Source organism: Dissulfurirhabdus thermomarina (genome assembly GCF_012979235.1).
Taxonomy (GTDB): domain Bacteria; phylum Desulfobacterota; class Dissulfuribacteria; order Dissulfuribacterales; family Dissulfurirhabdaceae; genus Dissulfurirhabdus; species Dissulfurirhabdus thermomarina.
Window position 1 is genome coordinate 1 of sequence record NZ_JAATWC010000003.1, and the last position, 20,755, is coordinate 20,755.

General features: G+C 71.2%; 18 protein-coding genes, 1 tRNA gene and 2 pseudogenes. 9 read left to right on the top strand and 12 right to left on the bottom strand.

The features are described 5' to 3' along the window. The 3 genes and pseudogenes from HCU62_RS04735 to HCU62_RS04745 all read right to left on the bottom strand — a co-directional run. Window positions 1-259: pseudogene (locus tag HCU62_RS04735) on the bottom strand (hypothetical protein); the annotation flags it as partial. A 421-nt stretch (window positions 260-680) separates the two neighbouring features. Then, a complete protein-coding gene (locus tag HCU62_RS04740) occupies window positions 681-2,864 on the bottom strand; it encodes a hypothetical protein (protein ID WP_169755468.1) in 2,184 nt (727 codons plus the stop codon). A gap of 291 nt (window positions 2,865-3,155) precedes the next feature. Continuing rightward, a complete protein-coding gene (locus HCU62_RS04745) occupies window positions 3,156-3,581 on the bottom strand; it encodes a secondary thiamine-phosphate synthase enzyme YjbQ (protein WP_163298974.1) in 426 nt (141 codons plus the stop codon). 275 nt (window positions 3,582-3,856) lie between these two features. On the opposite strand from HCU62_RS04745, the gene HCU62_RS04750 reads away from it, so the two are divergent. Together HCU62_RS04750 and HCU62_RS04755 are read left to right on the top strand one after the other, a co-directional pair. Continuing rightward, window positions 3,857-5,317 (top strand): YihY/virulence factor BrkB family protein, encoded by a 1,461-nt coding sequence (locus HCU62_RS04750; protein ID WP_163298975.1) that lies wholly within the window; start codon window positions 3,857-3,859, stop codon window positions 5,315-5,317. A gap of 237 nt (window positions 5,318-5,554) precedes the next feature. Continuing rightward, the gene (locus HCU62_RS04755) at window positions 5,555-8,344 is read left to right on the top strand and encodes an RCC1 domain-containing protein (RefSeq protein WP_169755469.1); all 2,790 of its coding nucleotides are present in this window, start codon (window positions 5,555-5,557) and stop codon (window positions 8,342-8,344) included. Here HCU62_RS04755 and HCU62_RS04760 read toward each other — a convergent pair. Genes HCU62_RS04760 through purD form a run of 3 tightly spaced genes read right to left on the bottom strand, consistent with a single transcriptional unit; the run spans window position 8,341 to window position 10,820 of the window. Continuing rightward, on the bottom strand, window positions 8,341-8,952 hold the full coding sequence (locus HCU62_RS04760) for an L-threonylcarbamoyladenylate synthase (RefSeq protein ID WP_163298977.1): 612 nt from the start codon (window positions 8,950-8,952) through the stop codon (window positions 8,341-8,343). The genes HCU62_RS04755 and HCU62_RS04760 overlap by 4 nt on opposite strands. Window positions 8,953-9,006: 54 nt before the next feature. After that, a complete protein-coding gene (purE, locus tag HCU62_RS04765; RefSeq protein ID WP_163298978.1) occupies window positions 9,007-9,507 on the bottom strand; it encodes a 5-(carboxyamino)imidazole ribonucleotide mutase in 501 nt (166 codons plus the stop codon). A gap of 17 nt (window positions 9,508-9,524) precedes the next feature. After that, a complete protein-coding gene (gene purD / locus HCU62_RS04770; protein ID WP_163298979.1) occupies window positions 9,525-10,820 on the bottom strand; it encodes a phosphoribosylamine--glycine ligase in 1,296 nt (431 codons plus the stop codon). Window positions 10,821-11,041: 221 nt separating this feature from the next. On the opposite strand from purD, the gene HCU62_RS04775 reads away from it, so the two are divergent. Together HCU62_RS04775 and HCU62_RS12550 are read left to right on the top strand one after the other, a co-directional pair. Beyond that, window positions 11,042-11,452: a TetR/AcrR family transcriptional regulator gene (locus HCU62_RS04775; protein ID WP_246325295.1), complete on the top strand. Its 411-nt coding sequence runs from the start codon at window positions 11,042-11,044 to the stop codon at window positions 11,450-11,452. Between the two features lie 72 nt (window positions 11,453-11,524). Next, entirely contained in the window at window positions 11,525-11,650 is a 126-nt protein-coding gene (locus HCU62_RS12550; protein WP_281382965.1) for a hypothetical protein, read from the top strand. Window positions 11,651-11,889: 239 nt separating this feature from the next. On the opposite strand, the gene HCU62_RS04780 is transcribed toward HCU62_RS12550, so the two are convergent. Continuing rightward, window positions 11,890-11,966: transfer RNA gene (locus HCU62_RS04780), tRNA-His, on the bottom strand. A gap of 77 nt (window positions 11,967-12,043) precedes the next feature. Further along, window positions 12,044-12,562: a thioredoxin family protein gene (locus HCU62_RS04785; protein WP_163299552.1), complete on the bottom strand. Its 519-nt coding sequence runs from the start codon at window positions 12,560-12,562 to the stop codon at window positions 12,044-12,046. Window positions 12,563-12,736: 174 nt separating this feature from the next. Here HCU62_RS04785 and HCU62_RS04790 point away from each other — a divergent pair, with 174 nt between their 5' ends. The 3 genes from HCU62_RS04790 to HCU62_RS04800 all read left to right on the top strand — a co-directional run bounded on the left by HCU62_RS04790 (window position 12,737) and on the right by HCU62_RS04800 (window position 14,968). Next, a complete protein-coding gene (locus HCU62_RS04790) occupies window positions 12,737-13,009 on the top strand; it encodes a nicotinamide mononucleotide transporter (protein ID WP_163299550.1) in 273 nt (90 codons plus the stop codon). A 22-nt stretch (window positions 13,010-13,031) separates the two neighbouring features. Beyond that, on the top strand, window positions 13,032-13,439 hold the full coding sequence (locus HCU62_RS04795; RefSeq protein WP_163299548.1) for an archease: 408 nt from the start codon (window positions 13,032-13,034) through the stop codon (window positions 13,437-13,439). Window positions 13,440-13,537: 98 nt separating this feature from the next. Further along, the gene (locus HCU62_RS04800) at window positions 13,538-14,968 is read left to right on the top strand and encodes an RtcB family protein (RefSeq protein ID WP_163299546.1); all 1,431 of its coding nucleotides are present in this window, start codon (window positions 13,538-13,540) and stop codon (window positions 14,966-14,968) included. Here HCU62_RS04800 and HCU62_RS04805 read toward each other — a convergent pair. Then, window positions 14,958-16,199, bottom strand: coding sequence for an SAM-dependent methyltransferase (locus HCU62_RS04805; RefSeq protein ID WP_163299544.1), 1,242 nt, complete (start codon window positions 16,197-16,199; stop codon window positions 14,958-14,960). The genes HCU62_RS04800 and HCU62_RS04805 overlap by 11 nt on opposite strands. 28 nt (window positions 16,200-16,227) lie before the next feature. Further along, window positions 16,228-17,385 carry a KamA family radical SAM protein gene (locus HCU62_RS04810; protein WP_181448351.1) on the bottom strand — a complete coding sequence of 386 codons (1,158 nt, stop codon included), beginning with the start codon at window positions 17,383-17,385 and terminating at the stop codon, window positions 16,228-16,230. A 319-nt stretch (window positions 17,386-17,704) separates the two neighbouring features. Between HCU62_RS04810 and HCU62_RS04815 the strand changes: the two genes are divergently transcribed. Together HCU62_RS04815 and HCU62_RS04820 are read left to right on the top strand one after the other, a co-directional pair. Then, entirely contained in the window at window positions 17,705-18,697 is a 993-nt protein-coding gene (locus tag HCU62_RS04815; RefSeq protein WP_163297519.1) for a sulfite exporter TauE/SafE family protein, read from the top strand. A gap of 14 nt (window positions 18,698-18,711) precedes the next feature. Continuing rightward, a complete protein-coding gene (locus HCU62_RS04820; RefSeq protein WP_163297518.1) occupies window positions 18,712-19,140 on the top strand; it encodes a hypothetical protein in 429 nt (142 codons plus the stop codon). Window positions 19,141-19,245: 105 nt separating this feature from the next. On the opposite strand, the pseudogene HCU62_RS04825 reads toward HCU62_RS04820, so the two are convergent. Both HCU62_RS04825 and HCU62_RS04830 read right to left on the bottom strand, forming a co-directional pair. Further along, window positions 19,246-19,430: pseudogene (locus HCU62_RS04825) on the bottom strand (transposase); the annotation flags it as partial. A gap of 3 nt (window positions 19,431-19,433) precedes the next feature. Continuing rightward, a complete protein-coding gene (locus HCU62_RS04830) occupies window positions 19,434-20,606 on the bottom strand; it encodes a THUMP domain-containing class I SAM-dependent RNA methyltransferase (RefSeq protein WP_163297516.1) in 1,173 nt (390 codons plus the stop codon). Window positions 20,607-20,755: the final 149 nt, after the last annotated feature.

The following is a 20,755-nucleotide window of genomic DNA, read 5'->3' on the forward strand; positions in this document are numbered from 1 at the left end:
CCTTGGACGGGTCGGCGATGACCTTGGGATCCTTGTCACGCTGGATCACCTGGGCCCTCAGGGTGTTGAAGGGCGGCAGCAGCAGGAAGGTCTCGGCCCCGGGGCAGGCGCAGTGCATGCCGAGGTCGTTGGTGGCCATCACCACGTAGGGGCCGGTGGGGGCGATACCGCCATTGGGATGATTATCATCCGCCAGGGCCAGGGACGCGGTGGCGGCCACGCCCGCGAAGACCGCGATCGAGACAAAAAGACGTTTCATCCAAATACCTCCTCACTGTGATTTAATGTTGCCGAAATCCACTCCCAACACGAAACACAACGGATCTGGATCTTCCGGCGGCCGACCCCGCCGCGGCGTCTCACCCCCCTCCCGGTCCCGGCAGATGCATCCCGGGACAGAACATGATTGTCCAAAACGTGTGAGGTAAAAATATTTGCATTTTAAGTGCCATGGCGGGCGCCTCCAAAGGTCCAATAAAATCAGCATGGTCCCCGGCGCCCCCCCCGGCCCGCCGCCGAAGTCGGCCATTTCACCAACCCCAGGGTGGTGAAATGGCCAATCTCGGCCTACCCCGTCGTGCCCGGGACCGCGGCCGCCACCCGGCGCCGGCGGGACAAAAGAAAAAGGACCGCGGGCCCGGAAAGGGCTCGCGGTCCGGGAGAGGCCGGGAAAGGCCCCGCTACTTCTTGTTGACCGAGTGGGTGGTGCAGCCGTCCAGGCTGGAGCAGACCTCCACCGTGTCGGAGTAGTCCACATGGTCCACCTTGAGTTCCCACCGGTCCTTGTCGGCCTTGTAGGTCATCTCGTAGGTGTGGCCCCGGTAGGTCGCGGTGAGACGCGCCTGGTCGTCCAGCAGATTCGTGGCCTTGAGGTCGAGCTTGTGCTTGTCGCCGTTCCACTCGGCCTTGGTGATGGTCACCTGGTCGGCACCACCGCCGTCACCGCCGCCGCCGGAACAGTCCGAACCCGTCAGGTACTGGCTCACCGCCGCGAACACCTCGTGGCTCACCTTCGAACCGTCGTGCCCCAGCCACTTCGCGTTGCTGCACGACACCTTGTCGCGGCGGTCACCGTGACAGCTCACACACGTGGTCCCCAGCTCCTTCGCCGCGTCCACCGTGCCGCCGCCACCGGAACAGTCCGAACCCGTCAGGTACTGGCTCACCGCCGCGAACACCTCGTGACTCACCTTCGAACCGTCGTGCCCCAGCCACTTCGTGTTGCTGCACGACACCTTGTCGCGGCGGTCACCGTGACAGCTCACACACGTGGTCCCCAGCTCCTTCGCCGCGTCCACCGTGCCGCCGCCACTGCCGCCGGCATAACCGGGTGTCCCCTGGTGCGGCGGCACGCCCCAGGAGTTGCTCTTCCCGGAGTGGCACACGTCGCACGTCCCGATGGCCATGTCGCTGCCCTGGAGCGCGTTCGGCTGGGCGTTGTCCTTGGTGAGCGAAGAGGGATAGAGGGCGTGCGGCGCACCGTGGCAGGTGGAACACAGCACGGAGTCCCCCTTGTGGCCCTTGCTGTTCAGGAAGTTCCCGCCGAAGACGTTCTGGAATCCGCGCCCCTCGCCGGTGTTGTAGTGGCACCCCTCGCACTTCGGCAGGGTGCTGGGCGACCAGGGGTCCTTGAGCTGACCCTCGGCCACGCGACGATTGAGGTCCCCGTGGCAGTCGGTGCACCAGAGGCCCTTGGCCTTGTGGTGGCCACGGAAGCAGTTGACACCATTTCCGGGATGGCAGTCATAGCAGTTGCTGGCGATGTCCGGGTCGTACGCCTGGACCGCCGGGCTCTCCGCATGGAACTTGTGCACCACCTCGGAGAAGGTCTTGCTCGAGGTCGGGTAGCCGGGAATCCCCGGGGGCGAGGTCTCACCCATGGCCGGGTCCAGGTGGCACTGGGAACACCGGATCGGCCCGCCGACGCCGTCACCGTCCGGGTCGATCTTGGAGATGTCGATCCCGGAACCGTTCTGCTCGTGGAGCATGCCCATCACCTCGAAGGAGCCCCGGGGGGTACGGGGGCGGCCGTAGTCTTGGGCCACGTCGAGGTGGCAGTTACAGCAGCCGCCGAAGGCCACCGGGACGACCGTGGTGGTCCGGGCCAGGAGCTGGTCCGTCGCCCGGTCGTAGACCTTGATCTCGGCGGTGAGGTAGGGATTGCGCTTGGGGTTGGCGGGATCGAAGGGATCGATCTCCACCCCGTTCGGGTCGAGGGCCGGGAAGGCCGGGATGCCGGTCACCTCCCACCAGCCGTCCTTGGCCTCCATCTCGCCGCTCAAGGTGGCCCCGGTGAGGCCCTGGATGCGCCCGTCACCCCTCACGAAGCTGAAACCCGGGAAGAGCTTCGGCCCGTAGGTGATCCAGTTCTGGAAGTAGGGGTCGTTCTTGAGGGACTGGTCGGTGTTCTCCACGAGGGCGTATTCCACCCGAATGTCCGCCGGGTTGGAGAGGATGCTGGGATTGTCGCCATTCCTCTCGAAGACCTGCGCCCTGAGGGTGTTGAAGGGCGGCAGCACCACGAAGGTCTCGGCCCCGGGGCAGGAACAGTGCATGCCGAGGTCGTTGGTGGCGATCACCACGACGTCGCGGTTGGCGCCCCCGGTCCCGGCGCTCCCGCCGGAACAGTCCGAGCCGAGCAGGTACTGGCTCACCGCCGCGAACACCTCGTGGCTCACCTTCGAACCGTCGTGGCCCAGCCACTTCGCGTTGCTGCACGAGACCTTGTCGCGGCGGTCACCGTGACACTTCTTGCACGTCGTGTCGAGTTCGTGGGCGGGGTCGATGCCCCCGCCCGCCACGGCCAGGGACGCGGCGGCGGCCACGCCCATGAGGATCAGGAACGAGACGAAAAGACGTTTCATGCAACCAAACCTCCTCTTTTCCTTTTTGGGGAGTTCACCGGGTCTGCAAGGCCGGCGACCGCCGGCCCGGTACCGAACGTTCTGCACCTCCCTTCCGGCCCGGGCCTCCGGCGTGGCCCCGAGCCCCAGGTGTCGCCCAGAGGAAGGCTTTGCACCCGGTGTGCCGCAGAGGAGGAATAAATTTTTATTATTGATATTAAGATGTTATGATTTTTGGGGCCCGAGGCGGGCCCGCCCGATTGGCCATTTCGCAGGCCCCGGCATGGTGAAACGGCCGATCCCGGCCCGGCCCTACCCCGCCGTGCCCAGAACCGTGACCGCCACCCGGCGCCGGCGGGGGCGGACGTCGTGGTTCACCAACACCACCTGCTGCCAGGTGCCGAGCACCAGCCGCCCGTCCCGCACCGGGACCGAGAGGCTCGGCCCCACCAGTGCCGCCTGGACGTGGCTGTGCCCGTTGCCGTCGTGCCAGGCCGCCTCGTGGGCGTAGTCCGCCCCCGGCGGTGCCAGCCGTTCGAGCGCCCGGGCGAAGTCCGCCACCGCCCCCGGCTCGAACTCGATGGTGGTGACGGAGCCGGTGGACCCCACCGAGGTGACCAGGAGCACCCCCTGCCGGACCCCGCTCTCCGCCGCGCACCGGGCGCATTCCCCGGTGATGTCCCGGATGTCGGGACCGGCGGCCGTTTCGACGTGAAAGGTGAAGGTCTCCAGGTGCATCGCTCACCACCTCCGCTGTTCCCCGCCCGCCGCCTCCGGCGGGCCCCGGGATTGTGCTCCGGGCCGGATCGGACGATAAATAGAGATGACGCCGCCGGGCCGGCGAGCCGACCCCGGAATCGCTCCCGTCCGTGGCCGGCGGCCCCGTGCACGGCGCAACGGCCCGCACGCCGCGGCGGCATCGAGACTCCAGCGGACGGGGGCCCGGCGGGGGCGGGCCGCGACCCGCGGGCCTTCGGCCGGGCCCACCGCCGCCGTCACCACCAGGAGGCACCATGCGCTTCGACAAATTCTACGCCAAGAAGGCAGGGGAACGTAAGGGGGAACCGGGAGGCCCGGGCCGCGCCCCGACCGGGCCGCTCGCCCCGATCCTCGGGATGGCCGCCGCCTTCACCGAGTGGGTCTGGCGGGAGCCCGACACCTCGGACCCCGCCTGGCACAAGCCCCTCCGGGGCGCGGCCCGGGTCCCCTTCATCGTGGCCCAGGAATTCCGGCGGGACGCCATCCTCTTGCGGGCCAGCGCCCTCACCTTCACCATGGTGCTCTCCCTGGTGCCGCTGCTGGCCCTGGGGACCGCCGTCTCGAAGGGTCTCGGCGCCGGGGACCAGCTCCGGACCCTGGCCTACCGGATGATCGACGAGATCGAGGCCGGCCGGCCCGCCGCGCCGGCGGCCGAACCGGGCAAGGCCCCGGCGGCCGCCCCCCGGCCCCCCGGCTACACCGCGCACCTGCGCCTCGCCGTGGACAAGCTCTTCTCCTACGTGGACCGCACCCGGTTCACCACCCTGGGCGTGGTGGGCGTGATCGGTCTCCTCCTCACGGTGGTCTCCCTGCTCGGCAACATCGAGGCCTCCATGAACGCCATCTGGCAGGCCCGGAAGAGCCGACCCCTCAGCCGGAAGTTCACGGACTACCTCGCCCTCATGATCTGGTTCCCCGTGGCCGCCATGGTGGGACTCGCCACGGAGGCGGCCCTCCGAAGCCCGGCCTTCATGGCCCGGTTCCAGGCCGTGCTCCCGATGCATCTCGTGACCCCGGTCTTCCTGGAGATATTCCCGCTCTTCCTGGTGGTGCTGGTCTTCACCATGTTCTACCGCTACCTCCCCAACACCACCGTGCGATGGGGCCCGGCCCTGGCCGGGGGGCTGGCCGGGGGCCTCCTGTGGCTCTGGGCCCAGTCCCTCTACGTGGCACTCCAGGTGGGGGTGACACGCTACAACGCCATCTACGGCTCCTTCGCCACGGTCCCCCTCTTCCTCGGCTGGATCTACCTCGCGTGGGTGGTCTTCCTCCTGGGGGCCGAGACCGCCTTCGCCGTCCAGGTCTGGCGCCGGTACAAGCCCGGGGCCATGGAGCTTCGGCCCATCGCGCGGCTGGCCCTGGTGCTGGACGTACTGGTGGTGCTGCTCCGGAATTTCCGGACGCGGACGGTGACCCACCTCGATGACCTCTCCCGCCAGCTCTGGCAGACCGAGGCCCTCATCGGCACGGCCCTGGCGGACCTCCTCCGGGCCGGGCTGGTGGAACAGGTGGAAGGCCGCGGGGAACGCTTCGTCCCCACCGCCCCGGCCGACGAGATCTCCATGGAGGAGATCGTGGAACTCGTCCTGGGCTCCGACTACGCCCTCGGGGAGACCCCCGGCGGCCGGACGGCGAAACTCGCCCTGGCCGGCGCCAAGGCGGCCACGCAGCGCACCGGCCTGGCGGGCCTCGCCGCCGGGCCGGAGACCGGCTGAACCGCCGCCCGCCGCGCCACCGAGACGCCTTCCGGAAGGCACCCCCGCGGCACCCGCCGGGCCGACCTGGGGGAGTCAAGGTTTCCGGGACCGATGCCGAAAAAGAGAGCGGGCCGGCCCCCAGGCCCGAGACGCCCGGGCGGGAGCCGCCGCCGGGCTTGACGCCCGGGATGTAAACCTTTAAATGAGCCTCTGGTATCTCATGCAGCAGCCTTGGTCCCGGAAAGAAGGCGCAAGATGAAAAAATCTCCGATCCGGCCCCTCTCCCTCCTTTTCCTCTCCTTTCTCTGCCTTTCCGCCTCTTCCTTCGCCGCCGGCCCGCCCGACCTCAAGCATGGGGCCGGCCACATCATCGCCGCAGGGGGCGGCCATTCCTTCGCCATCCGCCAGGACGGCTCCCTCTGGGCCTGGGGAGAGAACCGGTTCGGGCAACTCGGCGACGGCACCAAGACCGACCGGCCGGCCCCCGTCAAGGTCCTGGACAAGGTGGCCGCCGTGGCGGCGGGCCCCCGGCACACCCTGGCCATCCGCCAGGACGGCTCCCTCTGGGCCTGGGGAGAGAACCGGTTCGGGCAGCTCGGCGACGGCACCAAGACCGACCGGCCGGCCCCCGTCAAGGTCTTGGACAAGGTGGCCGCCGTGGCGGCGGGTGAACGCCATTCCCTGGCCGTCACCCGGGACGGGAAGCTCTACGCCTGGGGCGCCAACGACTACGGGCAGCTCGGCGACGGCAGCTTCACCTCCCGGCTCCGCCCGGTGGAGGTCATGACCCGGGTCCGGGCCGTGGCCGCCGGGCCGGACCATTCCTTCGCCATCAAGAAGGACGACACCCTCTGGGCCTGGGGCAAGAACTACGACGGGCAGCTCGGCGACGGCTCCCGCTCCAAGAAGAACAAGCCCGTTCGGGTCCTCCTCCGCGTGGCCGCCGTGGCCACCGGCCAGTACCACACCCTGGCTCTCAAGACCGACGGCTCCGTCTGGGCGTGGGGACTCGGCAACTACGGGCAGGTCGGGGACGGCACCGACGAGCGCCGCCTCCAGCCCGTCAAGGTCCTGGACGGGGCCGTCTGGATCGCCGCCGGCGACTACCACTCCCTGGCGGTCCGGAAGGACGGCTCTCTCTGGGCCTGGGGCTGGAACCGATTCGGGCAAGTGGGGACCGGTGCCGCCAAGGTGCTCAAGCCCGCCCGCGTGGCTACCGGCGTGGTGGCCGCCACCGGTGGAGCGGGCCACACCGTGGCCCTCCTCAAGGACGGGACGGTGGCGGCCTGGGGGCTCAACGAGGCGGGCCAGCTCGGCACGGGGGGCGGCGCCGGCGGGCCGAAGCCGCGGCCCGTGCTGAGCTACTCCAACGTGGCCGACCTCTCGGTGAGCCTCGAAGACCGCCTGACCCTCAAGGAGGACACCAGCGCCACGAAGTCCTTCAGCGCCAAGACCTCCACTGGGAAGCCCGTGTCCCCCTCCGTGGCCTCGCCGCCCGCCCACGGGAAACTCGTGCTCACGGCGACCACCTTCACCTACGTACCCGCCAAGGACTTCAGCGGCACGGACGCCTTCGCCCTGAACTTCAAGGATCCCAAGGGCCGGATGGTCCAACGGCGGGTCTCCGTCACCGTGGTCCCGGTGGACGACCCGCCGGTGATCGCCCCCGTCCGGGTGGCCGCCGCCTTGAAGCCGGGCGAGGTCAAGCGCTACCCCCTCAAGGCCACCGACGTGGACTCGAGGGACATCTCCTTCGTCTTCACCGACCGGAGCGGCCGGGAGACCACTCCCGCCGTCAAGGGCCTCGGGCTCTCCATCGCCGGCGGCCAACTCGTCCTCCAGGCGCCGGCCAAGGCCGCCGGCAAGGTCACCCTCGGTGACCTCCAGGTCCGGGCCAAGGCCGGCGGCCAGGTCTCGGCCAACTTCGTGGCCCTGCCCGCCGCCGTCACCGTGTCCGAGGAGCAGCCGCCCCCGCCGGCCGCGCCCTCCGCCCTCCAGGTGGTGGCCGTCGGGCTCCACCATTCTCTCCTCGTCAAGAAGGACGGCTCCCTCTGGGCCTGGGGCCGAAACGACTACGGCCAACTCGGCGACGGCACCACCACCAACCGGACCCGGCCCGTCCGGGTCATGACCGGCGTGGCGGGCGTGGCGGCCGGGGCCTACCATTCCTTCGCCGTCAAGAAGGACGGCTCCCTCTGGGCCTGGGGCCGAAACGACGCCAGCCAGCTCGGCGACGGCACCACCGCCGGCCGTACCCGGCCCGTCCGGGTCATGACCGGCGTGGTGGACGTGGCGGCCGGGGCCGAGTATTCCTTCGCCGTCAAGAAGGACGGCTCCCTCTGGGCCTGGGGCGGCAACAGCCTCGGCCAGCTCGGCGACGGCTCCCGGAAGGACCGCGCCCGCCCCGTCCAGATCCTGGCCGGCATCAGCCGGGTGGACACCCGGTCCTACTATTACTTCGGGACGGAGAAGGCCCGGAGCTTCGCGGTCAAGGCGGACGGCTGGCTCCTCGGGTGGGGTGACAACGACTACGGCCAGCTCGGCGACGGCTCCCGGGCGGGGAGACCCACCCCGCGCCGGATCACCCAGGGCGTGGTGGACGTCGCCACGGGCAACTACCACACCCTCGCCCTCACCCGCGACCGCGTGGTGCTGGCCTGGGGCCGGAACAACTTCGGCCAGTTCGGCAACGGCTCCACCGCCGACAAGCCCTGGCCCGCCAAGGCCATCTACAACGTGGTGGCCATCGCCGCGGGCGACGAACATTCCTTCGCCATCCGGGACGACGGGACCCTCTGGGCCTGGGGACACAACAACAACGCCCAGTTGGGCTTCGGCGACACCAAGGACCGACACTCCCCCAAGAAACTCATGGAGGGCGTGGCCGCCGTGGCCACCGCCCCCGGCTGGGGACACACCCTGGTGGTGAAACGGGACGGCACCGTCTGGGCCTGGGGCCGGAACAACTACGGCCAGGTCGGCAACGGCTCCACCGCCGACGTCCTCCGGCCGGTGCAGGTCCTCTCCGGGGCCGCCGTCCGCTAGATGCCCAGCTCCCCTTCCGGGACGGCCCCCGGGCGCACCAGCCTGGGGCCGCCCGGCCCCACGTCCACGATGGTGGACGGCAGGCCTCCGGGGGTGCGCCCGCCGTCCAGGACGTAGGCGAGAGTCTCCCCCTCCACGCCAAACCGCTCGACGACCTCCCCGGCCGTGAGGGCGGGAGGTTCGCCCGACCGATTGGCGCTGGTGGCCGTGACGGGCACCCCGGCGGCCGCCGCCAGGGCCGCCGCCACGGGATGGCTCGAGATCCGGACCCCCACCTTGCCCGTGTCGGCGGTCACCGCCCGGGGAAGGTCCGCCCGCGCGGGCAGGAGGAGGGTGAGGGGACCGGGCCAGAAGCGGTGCATGAGGTCCTCGGCCGCGGGCGGGATCTCGACGACGAGGCGTTCGAGGTCCGCCCGCGAGGCCACCAGCACGAGCAGGGGCTTGTCCAGGGGGCGGCGCTTGAGGCGGAAGACGCGGTCCAGGGCCGCCGGCCGGTCGAGGCGGGCCCCCAGCCCGTAGGTCGTCTCGGTGGGGTAGGCCACCACCCCGCCCCCGGCCAGGACGCCGGCGGCCGCCTCGACGGAGGTCCCAAGGATTGTCCGGTCCATCCGGCGGCCCTCGCTCCCCCGGCGGCGGCCCGCCGGATCCGCCGCGGTCAACGGTCAGGAGGCCAACTCTTCGGCCTGCCGTTCCACGGCGGCCGCCATGGCCGCCTTGTGCGCCTCGAGGCGTTCGGCCAGCCGGGGATCCGACAAGGCCAGGATCTGGACGGCGAGGATGGCGGCGTTACGCGCCCCGGCCGCGCCCAGCGCCACGGTGGCCACCGGGACGCCGGGGGGCATCTGGACGGTGGAGAGCAGGGCGTCGAGGCCCTGGAGCGGGGAGCCGGCCAGCGGCACCCCCACCACGGGAAGCGTCGTGTGGGCTGCGAGCACCCCGGCGAGGTGCGCAGCCATCCCCGCCCCCGCGATGAGCACCTTGAGGCCCCGGCCGGCCGCCCCGCGGGCGTAGGCAGCGGCCCGTTCCGGCGAGCGGTGGGCCGAGGCCACGGTCATCTCGCAGGGGACACCGAACTCCTCGAGCACCGACCGGGCCGCCTCCATGACCTCCCGGTCGCTCCCGCTGCCGAGCACGATCCCCACCACGGGTGTCGAATCCGCCATATCGCCTCCCCGGCCGCCTACCCGCCCAGGTGGCGGGCGGCCTTGGCCCCGATGTCCGTGCGGTAGTGCATGCCCTCCCAGGAGATCCGCTCCACCGCCTGGTAGGCCCGGTGGATGGCCTCCTGGATGTCGTCGCCGAGGGCGGTCACCCCGAGCACCCGCCCCCCGGCGGTGACGTAGCGCCCGTCCTCCATGGCCGTCCCGGCGTGGAAGACCATGACGTCCTCCATGGCCGCCGCCTCCTCCAGCCCGTGGATCACCTTGCCCTTCTCGTAGCCGCCGGGATAGCCCTTGGAGGCCAGCACCACGCAGACGGCGGCCCGGGGATCCCACTCGAGCCGTACCTCGTCCAACCGCCCCGCCTCCGCGGCCTCGAACAGCTCCATGAGGTCGGACCGGAGCCTCATGAGGATGGGCTGGGCCTCCGGGTCGCCGAAGCGGCAGTTGAACTCCAACACCCGGGGCTCGCCCTCCTGGATCATGAGGCCGCCGTAGAGGACGCCCCGGTAGGGGCACCCCTCCCGGTCCATGAAGGCCACCGTGGGCCGCATGATCCGTTCCATGACGGCGTCGAAGACCGCCGGCGTCACCACCGGGGCCGGGGAATAGGCCCCCATGCCGCCCGTGTTGGGCCCCCGGTCGCCGTCGAAGACCGGCTTGTGGTCCTGCGACGTGGCCAGCGGCAACACCGTCCGCCCATCGGTGACCGCCATGAAGGAAGCCTCCTCCCCGGCGAGGAAGTCCTCCACCACGAGGCGGCGGCCGGCCTCCCCGAAGGCGCGCGCCTCGAGGATGAGCCGGGCGGCGTCCTCGGCCTCCCCGCGGTCGCGGGCCACGATCACGCCCTTGCCGGCGGCGAGCCCGTCGGCCTTGAGCACCACCGGGAAGGTCTCGATGCCGGCGATGTGGGCGAGCGCCGCCCCCAGGTCCTCGAAGACCCGGTAACCGGCCGAGGGGATCCCCGCCCGGGCCATGAGGTCCTTGGTGAAGACCTTGCTGGCCTCGAGCCGGGCCGCCGCCCGGGCCGGGCCGAAGGCCCGGAGGCCCTCGGCCTGGAAGCGGTCCACCAGCCCCGCCGCCAGGGGGGCCTCCGGCCCCACCACGGTGAGATCCACGCCCTCCGACCGGGCCAGGGCCACGAGGCCGTCGAGGTCGGTGGCCCCAACCGGGACGCAGCGGGCATGCCGCTGAATACCGGCGTTGCCCGGGGCGCAGAGGACCTCCCCGACCCTCGGGCTGGCGGCGAGCTTCCAGCAGAGGGCGTGTTCGCGCCCCCCCGATCCCACGACGAGCACCTTGCGCTTCCGATCCATGGCCCCTCCCTGCTCACGCCCGGCCCCGGCCGGGCTGGCTCGGCCGCCAGCCTAGCCAGCCCGAAAGCAGGTGTCAAGGAACGGCACCGCTTCGGGAAGCCCACAACATGCCGTTTTGCTGACAATTTCCATTTTCTCTTGACGCGGCGGCCAGGACAATATAAATGAATGAATCTGCATTCACATTTATTGAATGTGGCGCACCCCCGCCCTCCGCCCGCATGAAGATCTCCGACAAACACGACAAGATCGTCCAGGCGGCCATCCGCATCTTCGCCCGGAACGGGTTCTTCAATTCCCGGATCGCCGAGATCGCCAAGGAAGCCAACGTGGCGGACGGGACCATCTACCTCTACTTCAACAATAAGTACGACATCCTCATCACCATCTTCGAGGAGGAGATCGGCAAGATCATCGCCCGGGTGCGCCAGGAGGTCAACACCGCCGCCGACCCCCGGGAAAAGCTCGAGCGCTTCGCCCAGCTCCACCTGAGCCTCGTGGAGGAGAACCGCGACCTGGCGGAGGTGATCCAGGTGGAACTCCGCCAGAGCAGCAAGTTCATGAAGGACTACCGCAACAAGAAGTTCGCGGAATACCTCAACATCATCTCTCATATCGTCCGCGAGGGCTAGGCCGAGGGGATCTTCCGCAAGGAGGTCCTCCCCGGCGTCTTCAAGCGGGCCTTCTTCGGCGCCCTCGACGAGATGTCGCGGTTCTGGGTGCTCTCACCCAAGAAGAAATACAGCGTCGGGACCGCGGCCCGCCAGATCAGCCAGTTCTTCCTGGAGGGGATCCTCCGCGAGGACGCCCCGCCGCGGGCGGACGGCTGATCCCGCCGAAACGGGCGCCTCGCCGTCCCGCGTGGCCCTGGGCATCCGGCCCCCAGACCCGAACGGAACAGGATCCAGCCCCGAGACGGCCCAGGTGGAGGTGTGGGGAAACGTTGCTCGTGGAGGCGGGGAGAGCGCCGAGGACGAGGCCGCCCGATGCACCGCCGCGACCGGCGCCGCTTCGGCGGCGCCACACAAAAAAAACGGACCGGCCGATGGGCCGGTCCGCCGGATGCCGGTGGGGTGAGCGGTGGGATTCGAACCCACGACCTCCGGGGCCACAACCCGACGCTCTAACCAACTGAGCTACGCCCACCACAGGACCGACGCGCCGCACGTGGACCATGCCACACGCCGGAGTGGAGTACATTTACTGGCCGGCCCCCCTCCCTGTCAAGTAGAGGCCGGCCCGCCCCGCGCGGCCGCCACGGCCTCGCGCAGCCAGCCCTCCACCTCTGCCTGGGGCGGCAGCCGCCCGGCGCAGACCACCTTTCCATCCACCACCAGGGCCGGGGTCTTGAAGACCCCGTAGCGCCAGATCTCGTCCAGGTCCCGGACGTGGTCGAGGTCCGCGGCGACACCCCAGCGGTCCAGGACGAGGCGCACCATCTCCTCGAGCCGGTTGCAGCTGACGCAGTCCTTGCCCAGGATGCGGATGGTGAGGGCGGAGGCGGGTTCGGGCGCCGGCTCCCCGTGCTCCCGGCGCCAGAGGTCCGCCAGCGCCGCGAGGTACTCTTCGCGGGCGGTGTCCGGGACGTAGTTCCGGGCGGTGAGCCGGTCGAGGAGCCGCCGGGCCGCCTCCCGGGGCGGCAGCCCCCCGGGACCGGCCTCGGCCGCCACCTCGGCCATGGCCCGCTCGAGGCCGATGAGCCCCACGTTGGCCCTTCCGATGCGAATGGTCCGTGCGCTCATGGATGTCTCCCGCGGCTGGCCTCCGGCCAGCCCAATGACTAGACTATGGGTGGTAGGGCCATGGAAACGGCGGCGCCGCCTCCCGGTGACGGGTGCCCGGGCCATCCCTTCCCGGGCGCGGTGCGGCCCCATCTTCGACGGAGACTCCATCGACAGGAGACGCCTGCATCCATCATGACCATGGAGACGCCCCAACTCATCGACGCCGTCGTCACCTGGACCCTGGCCGGTCTCAGTATTATCGGCGCGGTCCTGAACATCAAGAAGCGGCGGTCGGGCTTTGCCTTCTACACCGTGGCCAACGTGGGCTGGGTCGTCGTGGACGTCTACCACGGGATCTACGCCCAGGCCGCCCTCTTCGTGGTCTTCACGGGGCTGTCCTCGTGGGGGTGGATCGAGTGGGGCCGCAAGGGCTGGAAGGGGGCCGGGGTGCCGCCCGTGCCCTGAGCCCCCCGGAGGGGATACCGCCATGGAGACCTTCGAGCACGGCGCCGACATCGGTATCCGCGGCCGGGGGCCCACCTTGGAGGCCGCCTTCGCCGACGCCGCCCGGGCCCTCTTCTCCCTGGTGGTCACCAACCTGGACGCGGTCCGGCCCGTGGAGGCCGTCCCGGTCCGATGCACCGGGGACGACCTCGAGGGACTCTTCGTGGCCTGGCTGAACACGCTGCTGGCCGAGGCCGACATCCGCGGCTTCGTCTTCTCCGGCTTCGAGGTCTCCATCCGCGGGCTCGGGCTCTCCGGGACGGCCCGGGGCGAACCCTTCGACCCCGCCCGCCACGAGCCGGGCGTGGAGGTGAAGGGGGCCACCTACACGGAACTGGCGGTCCGGGAGACCGGCCCGGGGTGGATCGCCCAGTGTGTGGTGGACGTCTGAGACCTGGATCCGTGGCGGCGTTCATTATCGTCGCCGCCTCGCACCTGGCCTGTTCTTGAACGCCCGCGGATCCAGGTCAAAGAGAGGAGGACCCCGCCATGGACATCTCCAACCTGGAAAGGATCGGCGAGACCCAGTGGGAGATCCCACGGCAGGGCGAGATGCGGGTCCCCGCGCGCATCTTCGCCACCGAGGACCTCGTCCGGGCCATGGACGAGAAGGTCCGGGAGCAACTCATCAACGTGGCCTGCCTCCCCGGCCTCGTGGGTGCGGCCCTGGCCATGCCGGACGCCCACTGGGGCTACGGGTTCCCCATCGGCGGGGTGGCGGCCTTCGACCCCGAGGCCGGCGGGGTCATCTCCGTGGGCGGCGTCGGCTACGACATCTCCTGCGGGGTCCGGACCCTGCTCACCGGGCTGACCCGGGCGGAGGTGCAACCCCGCCTCGAGGCCCTCATCGACCGGCTCTTCGAGGTGGTCCCCTGCGGCGTGGGCTCGGAGGGGAAGATCCGCCTCGCCCCGGACCGCCTCGACGAGGTCCTCGTGGACGGCGCCCGCTGGGCGGTGGAAAGGGGCTACGGGACCCCGGACGACCTGGCCCACGTGGAAGAAGGGGGGCGCATCGAGGGCGCCGACCCCGCCTGCGTCTCCGACACCGCCAAGCGCCGCCAGCACCGCCAGGTGGGCACCCTCGGCTCGGGCAACCACTACCTCGAGATCCAGTACGTGGACGAGATCTGGCACCGGCCGTCCGCCGAGGCCCTCGGGCTCCGGGAAGACGACGTGGTGGTGGCCATCCACTGCGGCTCCCGGGCCCTCGGGCACCAGATCGGCACCGACTACCTCCAGGTCCTCGGCCGGGCCGCCAAGAAGTACGCCATCCCCATCCGCGAGCGCGAGCTGGTCTGCGCCCCCATCCGCTCCCCGGAGGGCGAACGCTACTTCAAGGCCATGGCCTGCGGCATCAACTGCGCCCTCGCCAACCGCCAGGTCCTCACCCACCTCGTCCGGGAGGTCTTCGCGGAGATCCTGCCCCGCGCCGAGGTCCGGACCCTCTACGATGTCAGCCACAACACCTGCAAGGTGGAGACCCACGTGGTGGACGGCACGCCCCGGCGCCTCTACGTCCACCGAAAGGGCGCCACCCGGGCCTTCGGCCCGGGCCGGCCGGAGATCCCCGCCGCCTTCCGCCGCGTGGGCCAGCCCTGCCTCATCGGCGGCACCATGGGCACCTGCTCCTACATCCTGGTGGGCCTCGAATCCGGGGAGCGGCTCGCCTGGGGCTCGGCCTGCCACGGGGCGGGGCGCGCCATGAGCCGCAAGGCGGCCCTCAAGCGCTGGACCGGCCGGAAGGTGGTGGCCGAGCTCGCCCACCGGGGCATCCTCGTCCGCGCGGCCAGCTACCGCGGAGCCGCGGAAGAGGCCCCCGGCGCCTACAAGGACGTGACCGCCGTGGTGGACGCCACCGACGCGGCGGGCCTGGCCCGGAAGGTGGCGCGGGTGCGGCCCATGGCCTGCCTCAAGGGCTAGCGGCGGCCGGGTGGGGCGGGAAGCCGCCCTCCGCCGCCTCGTAGAAGTGCCGCCGGGTGAGCGGCAGATCCTCCCGCCGCCCCCGGCTGTAGAGCAGCTGGAAGAGGTGGAGGTCGCCCTCGCCGAAGGCCGCCCGGGAGCCGTGGAGGTAGAGGCGCCACATCCGGACGAAGGCCTCGCCCATCCGCCCGGCGATCTCCCCGCTCCGGGCCTCGAAGCGCTCGATCCAGTGCCCGAGGGTCCGGTGGTAGTGGCGGCGGAGGTTCTCGAGGTCCAGGAAGTCGAAGCCCGCGCGCTCCGCCGCCGGCAGGATCTCCACCAGGGCCGGAATGTAGCCGCCCGGGAAGATGTGGGCCCGGATCCAGGGATCCGTCTCCCTGGGCAGGATGCGCCCGATGGTGTGGAGCAGGAAGAGTCCCCGGGGCTTCAAGAGCCGCCGGACCCGCTCGAAGAAGACCGGGATGTTGCGCCGGCCCACGTGCTCGAACATCCCCACCGAGACCACCCGGTCGAAGGGCCCGTCGCGCCCGGGGTCCAGCTCCCGGTAGTCCGCCAGCCGCACCTCCACCCGGTCGGCCGCCCCGGCCCGCCGGATCCGCTCCCTGGCCAGCTCCAGCTGCCGCTCCGAGAGCGTGATCCCCAGGGCGCGGACGCCCGGCGTCTCCGCCGCGGCCAGGAGCAGGCTCCCCCACCCGCAGCCGACGTCCAGGAGCCGGTGTCCGGGCCTCAGGCCCGCCTTCCGGAGCACCAGGGCGTTCTTCGCCCGCTGGGCGGTCTCGAGGTCGGTTTCGGGGGTCTCGAAGTAGGCGCAGGAGTAGTTGAGCCCCTCGTCGAGCCAGAGCCGGTAGAACTCGTTGCCCCGGTCGTAGTGGTGGCTGATCTCGCGCCGGGCGCGGCGGAGGCCGCTCCGGCCCCGGAGGTGCCACCAGCACAGGCGCGCCTTCTTGAGGGGGGAAAGCCGCGCGAAGAGGTCCTCCCGGTAGGCCAGGCCGAGGAGCGCGCCGAGGTCGCCCTCCACATCGAGGTGCCCCGCGACGTAGGCCTCGCCGAAGCCCATGGAGGGATCCCCGGCCACCCGTTCGAGGGCCGAGGGGTGCCGCACGTGGAGGGTGAAGGCCGGGGCGGTCTCGGAGGCCAGCTCCGTGCCGTCCCAGAGGCGGACGCGCCAGCCGGGCTCGGCCCGGGGCGGCAGGAGCGACGAGAGCAGGCGCCGGGCGGAGCGGACGTTCATCGGTTTCTCCTCCTTTCCTTCTTTTTCCTTATACCCCTCCGCCCGCCCTGTCACCCCCGGCCTCGCGGACGCGGACCACGCGGCCCTCGAAGGTCCGGAAGACCGCCTCCCCGCCCTCGAACCCCACCAGGTGCACCGGCCCGGCCGCGGCCTTGCCGCCCCCGCCGGGGAGATCCACCACGTAGGCGGGCAGCGTGAGCCCCCCGCTCCGCCCCCAGAGTCCCTCCATGATGGCCAGCCCCTGGCGGACACTGGTCCGGAAGTGGTCCGTCCCGGCGGCCGCGTCGCAGTGGAAGAGATAGTAGGGGCGGACCATCATCCGCTGGAGGCCGTGGAAGAGGGCCCGGAGGACCTCGAGGCGGTCGTTGACGCCCCGGAGCAGCACCGTCTGGTTCGAGACGGCGATGCCGGCCCGGGAGAGCCGGTCGCAGGCCCGCGCGGCCTCGGCCGTCAGCTCCCGGGGGTGGTTGAAGTGGGTGTTCAGCCAGAGCGGGCGGTGGCGGGCGAGCAGGCGGCAGAGCGCCCCGGTGATCCGCATGGGGAGCACCACGGGGGCCCGCGTCCCCACCCGCAGCACCTCCACGTGCCGGATGGCCCGGAACCGGGAGAGGTAGGCCTCGAGCCGGGCATCGGAGAGGGTGAGCGGATCCCCGCCGGAGAGGATCACCTCGCGTACCTCCGGGTGGGCCGCCACGTAGGCGGCCATGCGCTCGAGCCGGGCCCCCCGGAGGTGGCGGCCGCCGCCGCGCCAGAAGCGCTTCCGGTTGCAGTGGCGGCAGAGGACGCCGCAAGTGGCCGCGGCGAGGACGAGCACCCGGTCCGGGTAGCGGTGGATGAGACCCGGGACCGGCATGTGCTCGGCCTCGGCCAGGGGATCGGGGTTCGAGCCGGGATGCCGGACGGCGATCTCCCGGGGGTCGGGGAGAGCCTGGCGGCGGATGGGATCGGCCGGGTCGGACCAGTCCGCCAGGGAGAGGTAGTACGGGGTCACCGCGAAGGGATAGACCCGGAGGACGGCCGCTGCGGCCGGGGAGACCCCCGGCAGGCGGCCGAGGTCCCCGGGACGCCGGAGGCGGTGAGCCATCTGCCAGCGCCAGTCGTCCCAGCGCGCCCCGGCCTCGGCCCGGGATGGAAACGGCCGGGGCGCCCCCTCCAGCCCCCGCGCGGTCTCCGGTGCGTCCCTCACCTGCGTCCTGCTCCTTTCCACGGCCGGCGAAAGGCCGCCGGTTACCGGGATCTAAACGCCGCCGGGGCGCGGTTGCAACCCGCCCGCTCGGGCGGCTCTTCCGTGCGCGGCCCCATTTGACCACCCCCCCCAATGGTGCTATAAACCTGTCCAATTTGGATGAAGAGGGATTCATTTTCGGGGCCCGGGACCGGCAAGCTGGCCTCAAACCCGGGGCCGCGGGCCGCCGAGGGGGCCGGGCCCGGCCGGGGAACGCCGAAGGGCCCGAAGTCGTCTCGCCCCGGCACTCCACAACGAAGAGGAGGACACGAAGAGACCCATGAAACGACCCACGTTGCGACTCCAAATCGGTATCCTGGCGGCGTTGCTCGTGCTCTCGGTAGGCGGCATCGCCCTGGCGGCCGGCACGAGCGCCACCCCCGGAGGCGGGCATGCCTGGTGGTTCTGGCCGACCTGCCTGTTCTTCTTCACCTTCACCATCGGCCTTATCGCCCCGGTCTCCGGGGTGGGCGGCGGCGTCCTGTTCGTCCCCATCGCCACCGCCTTCTTCCCCTTCAGCATGGACTTCATCCGGGGCACCGGGCTCATCATGGCCATGATGAGCGCCTTTTCCTCCACCCCCCACCTGATGCGCAAGGGCCTGGCCAACATCAAGCTCATGACGCCCCTGCTCATCGTCTCCACGATCACCTCCATCATCGGCGGCGTCGTGGGCCTCTGGATCACCAACGCCTTCCCCACCGGGAAGTACTACCTCACCATCGCCCTCGGCGCGGTGCTCTTCGTGATCTTCGTGGTGATGAGCACGGCCAAGAAGCTCGAGTTCCCCGAGGTCGACCGGGTCGATTCCCTCTCGGCGGCCCTGGACATCACCGGCTCCTGGTTCGAGCCGAACCTCGGGAAAGTCGTCGAGTACCGGACCACGAAGCTGCCCCTGGGGGCGCTCGCCTTCGCGGCGGTGGGCTTCGTGGCCGGGATGTTCGGCCTGGGCGCGGGCTGGGCCAACGTTCCCGTCCTGAACATGGTCATGGGGGCCCCCATCAAGGTGGCGACCTCCACCAGCATGGCGATCATCACCATCAACGACGCCGCCGCGTGCTGGATCTACCTCTCCAAGGGGGCGCTGCTGGCCCTCATCCTCATTCCGGCCATCATCGGGATCTACATCGGGGCCAAGATCGGGGCCAAGATCGCGGAGCGGGCCAAGCCGGTCTTCGTGCGCTACCTGGTCATGTTCATCCTGCTGGCCGCGGGTGTCATCGACGTGATCAAGGGCCTCGGCGGCCTGGGCGTCATCCCGAAGCTGCTCTAGGGAGGAGAGACGACATGGAAATGGAAAAGAACAACAACGTCACGGTGGACCCGAGCGGGCTGGCCTTCGCCAAGTCCATGGAGCTTCTGACCTACGTGGGCCTGGCGGCCATGCTGATCCCCGGCGTCCTCTACCTCTTCGGCGTCCATCCCTTCCTGGACGTCCACGTGGTCGCCGCCCACTGGGGGGAGCCCGCCAGCAAGTTCTGGGAGGGTGTCGGCGGCATGACCATCCACGGCTACTCCTGGTTCCTCTCCCATCTCACCGCCATGGACATGCTGTGCATCGGGGGGGTGGCCATCCTGGGCCTCGTCCCCCTCTTCAGCATCACGGCGGCGGCCGTGAAGGCCAAGGGGCCGGCCCGGGTCCTGCTCCTCATCCTGCTCTGCGAGTTCGCCTTCGCCATCGTCAAGCCCCTGGTCATGGGCGGTGTCGGCGAATAGATCCCCTTGCCTCCCCGAGAACCCCCGGGGGCCCTCATGGGCCCCCTTTTTTTGATGGCGTCGCGGGAATCACCAAGAACAAGGCGCGACCATCGCGAGGAAGGCCCATGCGTCATTCCGCTCGACCGGCACCGCCCCCACCAGCCCGATGGCGGCAGCCCGATCGGGGAAGATACCCGCCACGCCGGTGCGCCGCCCGGCCTTGCGGCTCAAGCGCTTGCGGGGATCGTTCATATCTGCCGCCACATGGCCTTGGGAAAGGCCGTGAAGGCCAAGATCTCCCCCGCCGCCCCTCACCGCCCGGGCACCCGGCCCCGGAGGAGCCGCACCTTGAGCCCGCCGTTGTCGAGGAGGGCCAAGGGCTCGAGGGGAAGTCCCAGGGCGGGGGCCAGCCGGTCCGGCCCGAGCACCACCACCCGCCAGCCGGAGAAACGCCGCCGGAGGCGGCGGCCCAGCGCGGCCCATGCCCGCTCCGCCCCGCCCGGGACCCGGGAGCGGCGCCCGTAGGGCGGATCGCTCACGATCCAGCCGGGCGCGTCGCCGACGGGTTCCAGGGCCTCGACGGGGGCCCGGAGGAAGGTGACCGCCTCCGCCACACCCGCCCGGGCCGCGTTGGCCCGGGCGGCCCGCACCGCCCGGGGATCGAGGTCGGCGCCCCGGATGGCGGCCGTCACCGGCCGTTCCTGTCGGCGGGCGAGCTCGCGCAGCTCGTCGAACAGCGCCGGGTCGAAGTTCCGCCAGGCCTCGAAGGCGAACGAGCGCGCGATCCCCGGGGCCCGGCCTGCGGCGATGAACGCCGCCTCCACGGCGATGGTGCCCGCCCCGCAGAAGGGATCGAGGAGGGGCGCGGTGCCGTCCCAGCCGGCCGCAAGAAGCATCCCCGCGGCCAGGGTCTCCCGGAGCGAGGCGGCGGCGTGTGCCCGCCGCCAGCCCCGCCGGTGGAGGTGCGCCCCGGAGCTGTCCACGCTCACCTGGAGGTGCGACCCCGCGACCCGGACCACCAGGAGGACCTCCCCCGCCCCCGAGGGGCCGGACGCGGGTTCCACGCTCCTCCCCAGCCGGTCTGCGATGCCCCGCAAGACCCGCTCGGCCACCGCGCCGGTGTGGTAGAGCCGGGAGCGGTGCGCGGTGACCCGGACCCGGACCGGGCACCCGGCCGGGACGTAGATCTCCCAGGGGTAGCGGGCGGTCTCCCGGGCGACGGCGGCGAGGCCCGGGGCGGCGAACGCCGCCACCCGCACGAGCACGCGGTGGGCCGTCCGGAGGTGGAGGTTGGCCCGGTAGAGGCCCCGGAGATCCCCCCGGAACTCGACGCCGCCGGGCCGCACCCGCCCCGGGGTGCCGAGGGTCTCGACCTCGCGGGCGGTCACCGCCTCGAGGCCCGGCGGGGCCACGGCGAAGAGCCGGTGGACGGTCCCGGAAGCAGCCCTCCCCGTCGTTTCTCCTCGCTCCCCGCGTGCCTGCATGCGATCCCCTTTCCCGGCGCCGGCCCCGGCCCGGCACTATAGCCCCCGCCGCCCGGCGGCAGAAGGGGGGACGGATCTGTTGTATAATCTCCCCCACCGGGGGCGCGGCGCCCGCGTCCCTCGGGCGAGCCGCCGGAGGTCTCCCCGCA

Bases quoted from the DNA above. Each gene is read 5' to 3' on its own strand.
- HCU62_RS04830 (WP_163297516.1), bottom strand. From the start codon at position 20,606: ATGCAGGCACGCGGGGAGCGAGGAGAAACGACGGGGAGGGCTGCTTCC.
- HCU62_RS04820 (WP_163297518.1), top strand. From the start codon at position 18,712: ATGGAAATGGAAAAGAACAACAACGTCACGGTGGACCCGAGCGGGCTG.
- HCU62_RS04790 (WP_163299550.1), top strand. From the start codon at position 12,737: ATGACCATGGAGACGCCCCAACTCATCGACGCCGTCGTCACCTGGACC.
- HCU62_RS04755 (WP_169755469.1), top strand. From the start codon at position 5,555: ATGAAAAAATCTCCGATCCGGCCCCTCTCCCTCCTTTTCCTCTCCTTT.
- HCU62_RS04760 (WP_163298977.1), bottom strand. From the start codon at position 8,952: ATGGACCGGACAATCCTTGGGACCTCCGTCGAGGCGGCCGCCGGCGTC.
- HCU62_RS04815 (WP_163297519.1), top strand. From the start codon at position 17,705: ATGAAACGACCCACGTTGCGACTCCAAATCGGTATCCTGGCGGCGTTG.
- HCU62_RS04750 (WP_163298975.1), top strand. From the start codon at position 3,857: ATGCGCTTCGACAAATTCTACGCCAAGAAGGCAGGGGAACGTAAGGGG.
- HCU62_RS12550 (WP_281382965.1), top strand. From the start codon at position 11,525: ATGTCGCGGTTCTGGGTGCTCTCACCCAAGAAGAAATACAGCGTCGGG.
- HCU62_RS04775 (WP_246325295.1), top strand. From the start codon at position 11,042: ATGAAGATCTCCGACAAACACGACAAGATCGTCCAGGCGGCCATCCGC.
- HCU62_RS04785 (WP_163299552.1), bottom strand. From the start codon at position 12,562: ATGAGCGCACGGACCATTCGCATCGGAAGGGCCAACGTGGGGCTCATC.
- HCU62_RS04800 (WP_163299546.1), top strand. From the start codon at position 13,538: ATGGACATCTCCAACCTGGAAAGGATCGGCGAGACCCAGTGGGAGATC.
- HCU62_RS04740 (WP_169755468.1), bottom strand. From the start codon at position 2,864: ATGAAACGTCTTTTCGTCTCGTTCCTGATCCTCATGGGCGTGGCCGCC.
- HCU62_RS04805 (WP_163299544.1), bottom strand. From the start codon at position 16,199: ATGAACGTCCGCTCCGCCCGGCGCCTGCTCTCGTCGCTCCTGCCGCCC.
- purD (WP_163298979.1), bottom strand. From the start codon at position 10,820: ATGGATCGGAAGCGCAAGGTGCTCGTCGTGGGATCGGGGGGGCGCGAA.
- HCU62_RS04745 (WP_163298974.1), bottom strand. From the start codon at position 3,581: ATGCACCTGGAGACCTTCACCTTTCACGTCGAAACGGCCGCCGGTCCC.
- HCU62_RS04795 (WP_163299548.1), top strand. From the start codon at position 13,032: ATGGAGACCTTCGAGCACGGCGCCGACATCGGTATCCGCGGCCGGGGG.
- purE (WP_163298978.1), bottom strand. From the start codon at position 9,507: ATGGCGGATTCGACACCCGTGGTGGGGATCGTGCTCGGCAGCGGGAGC.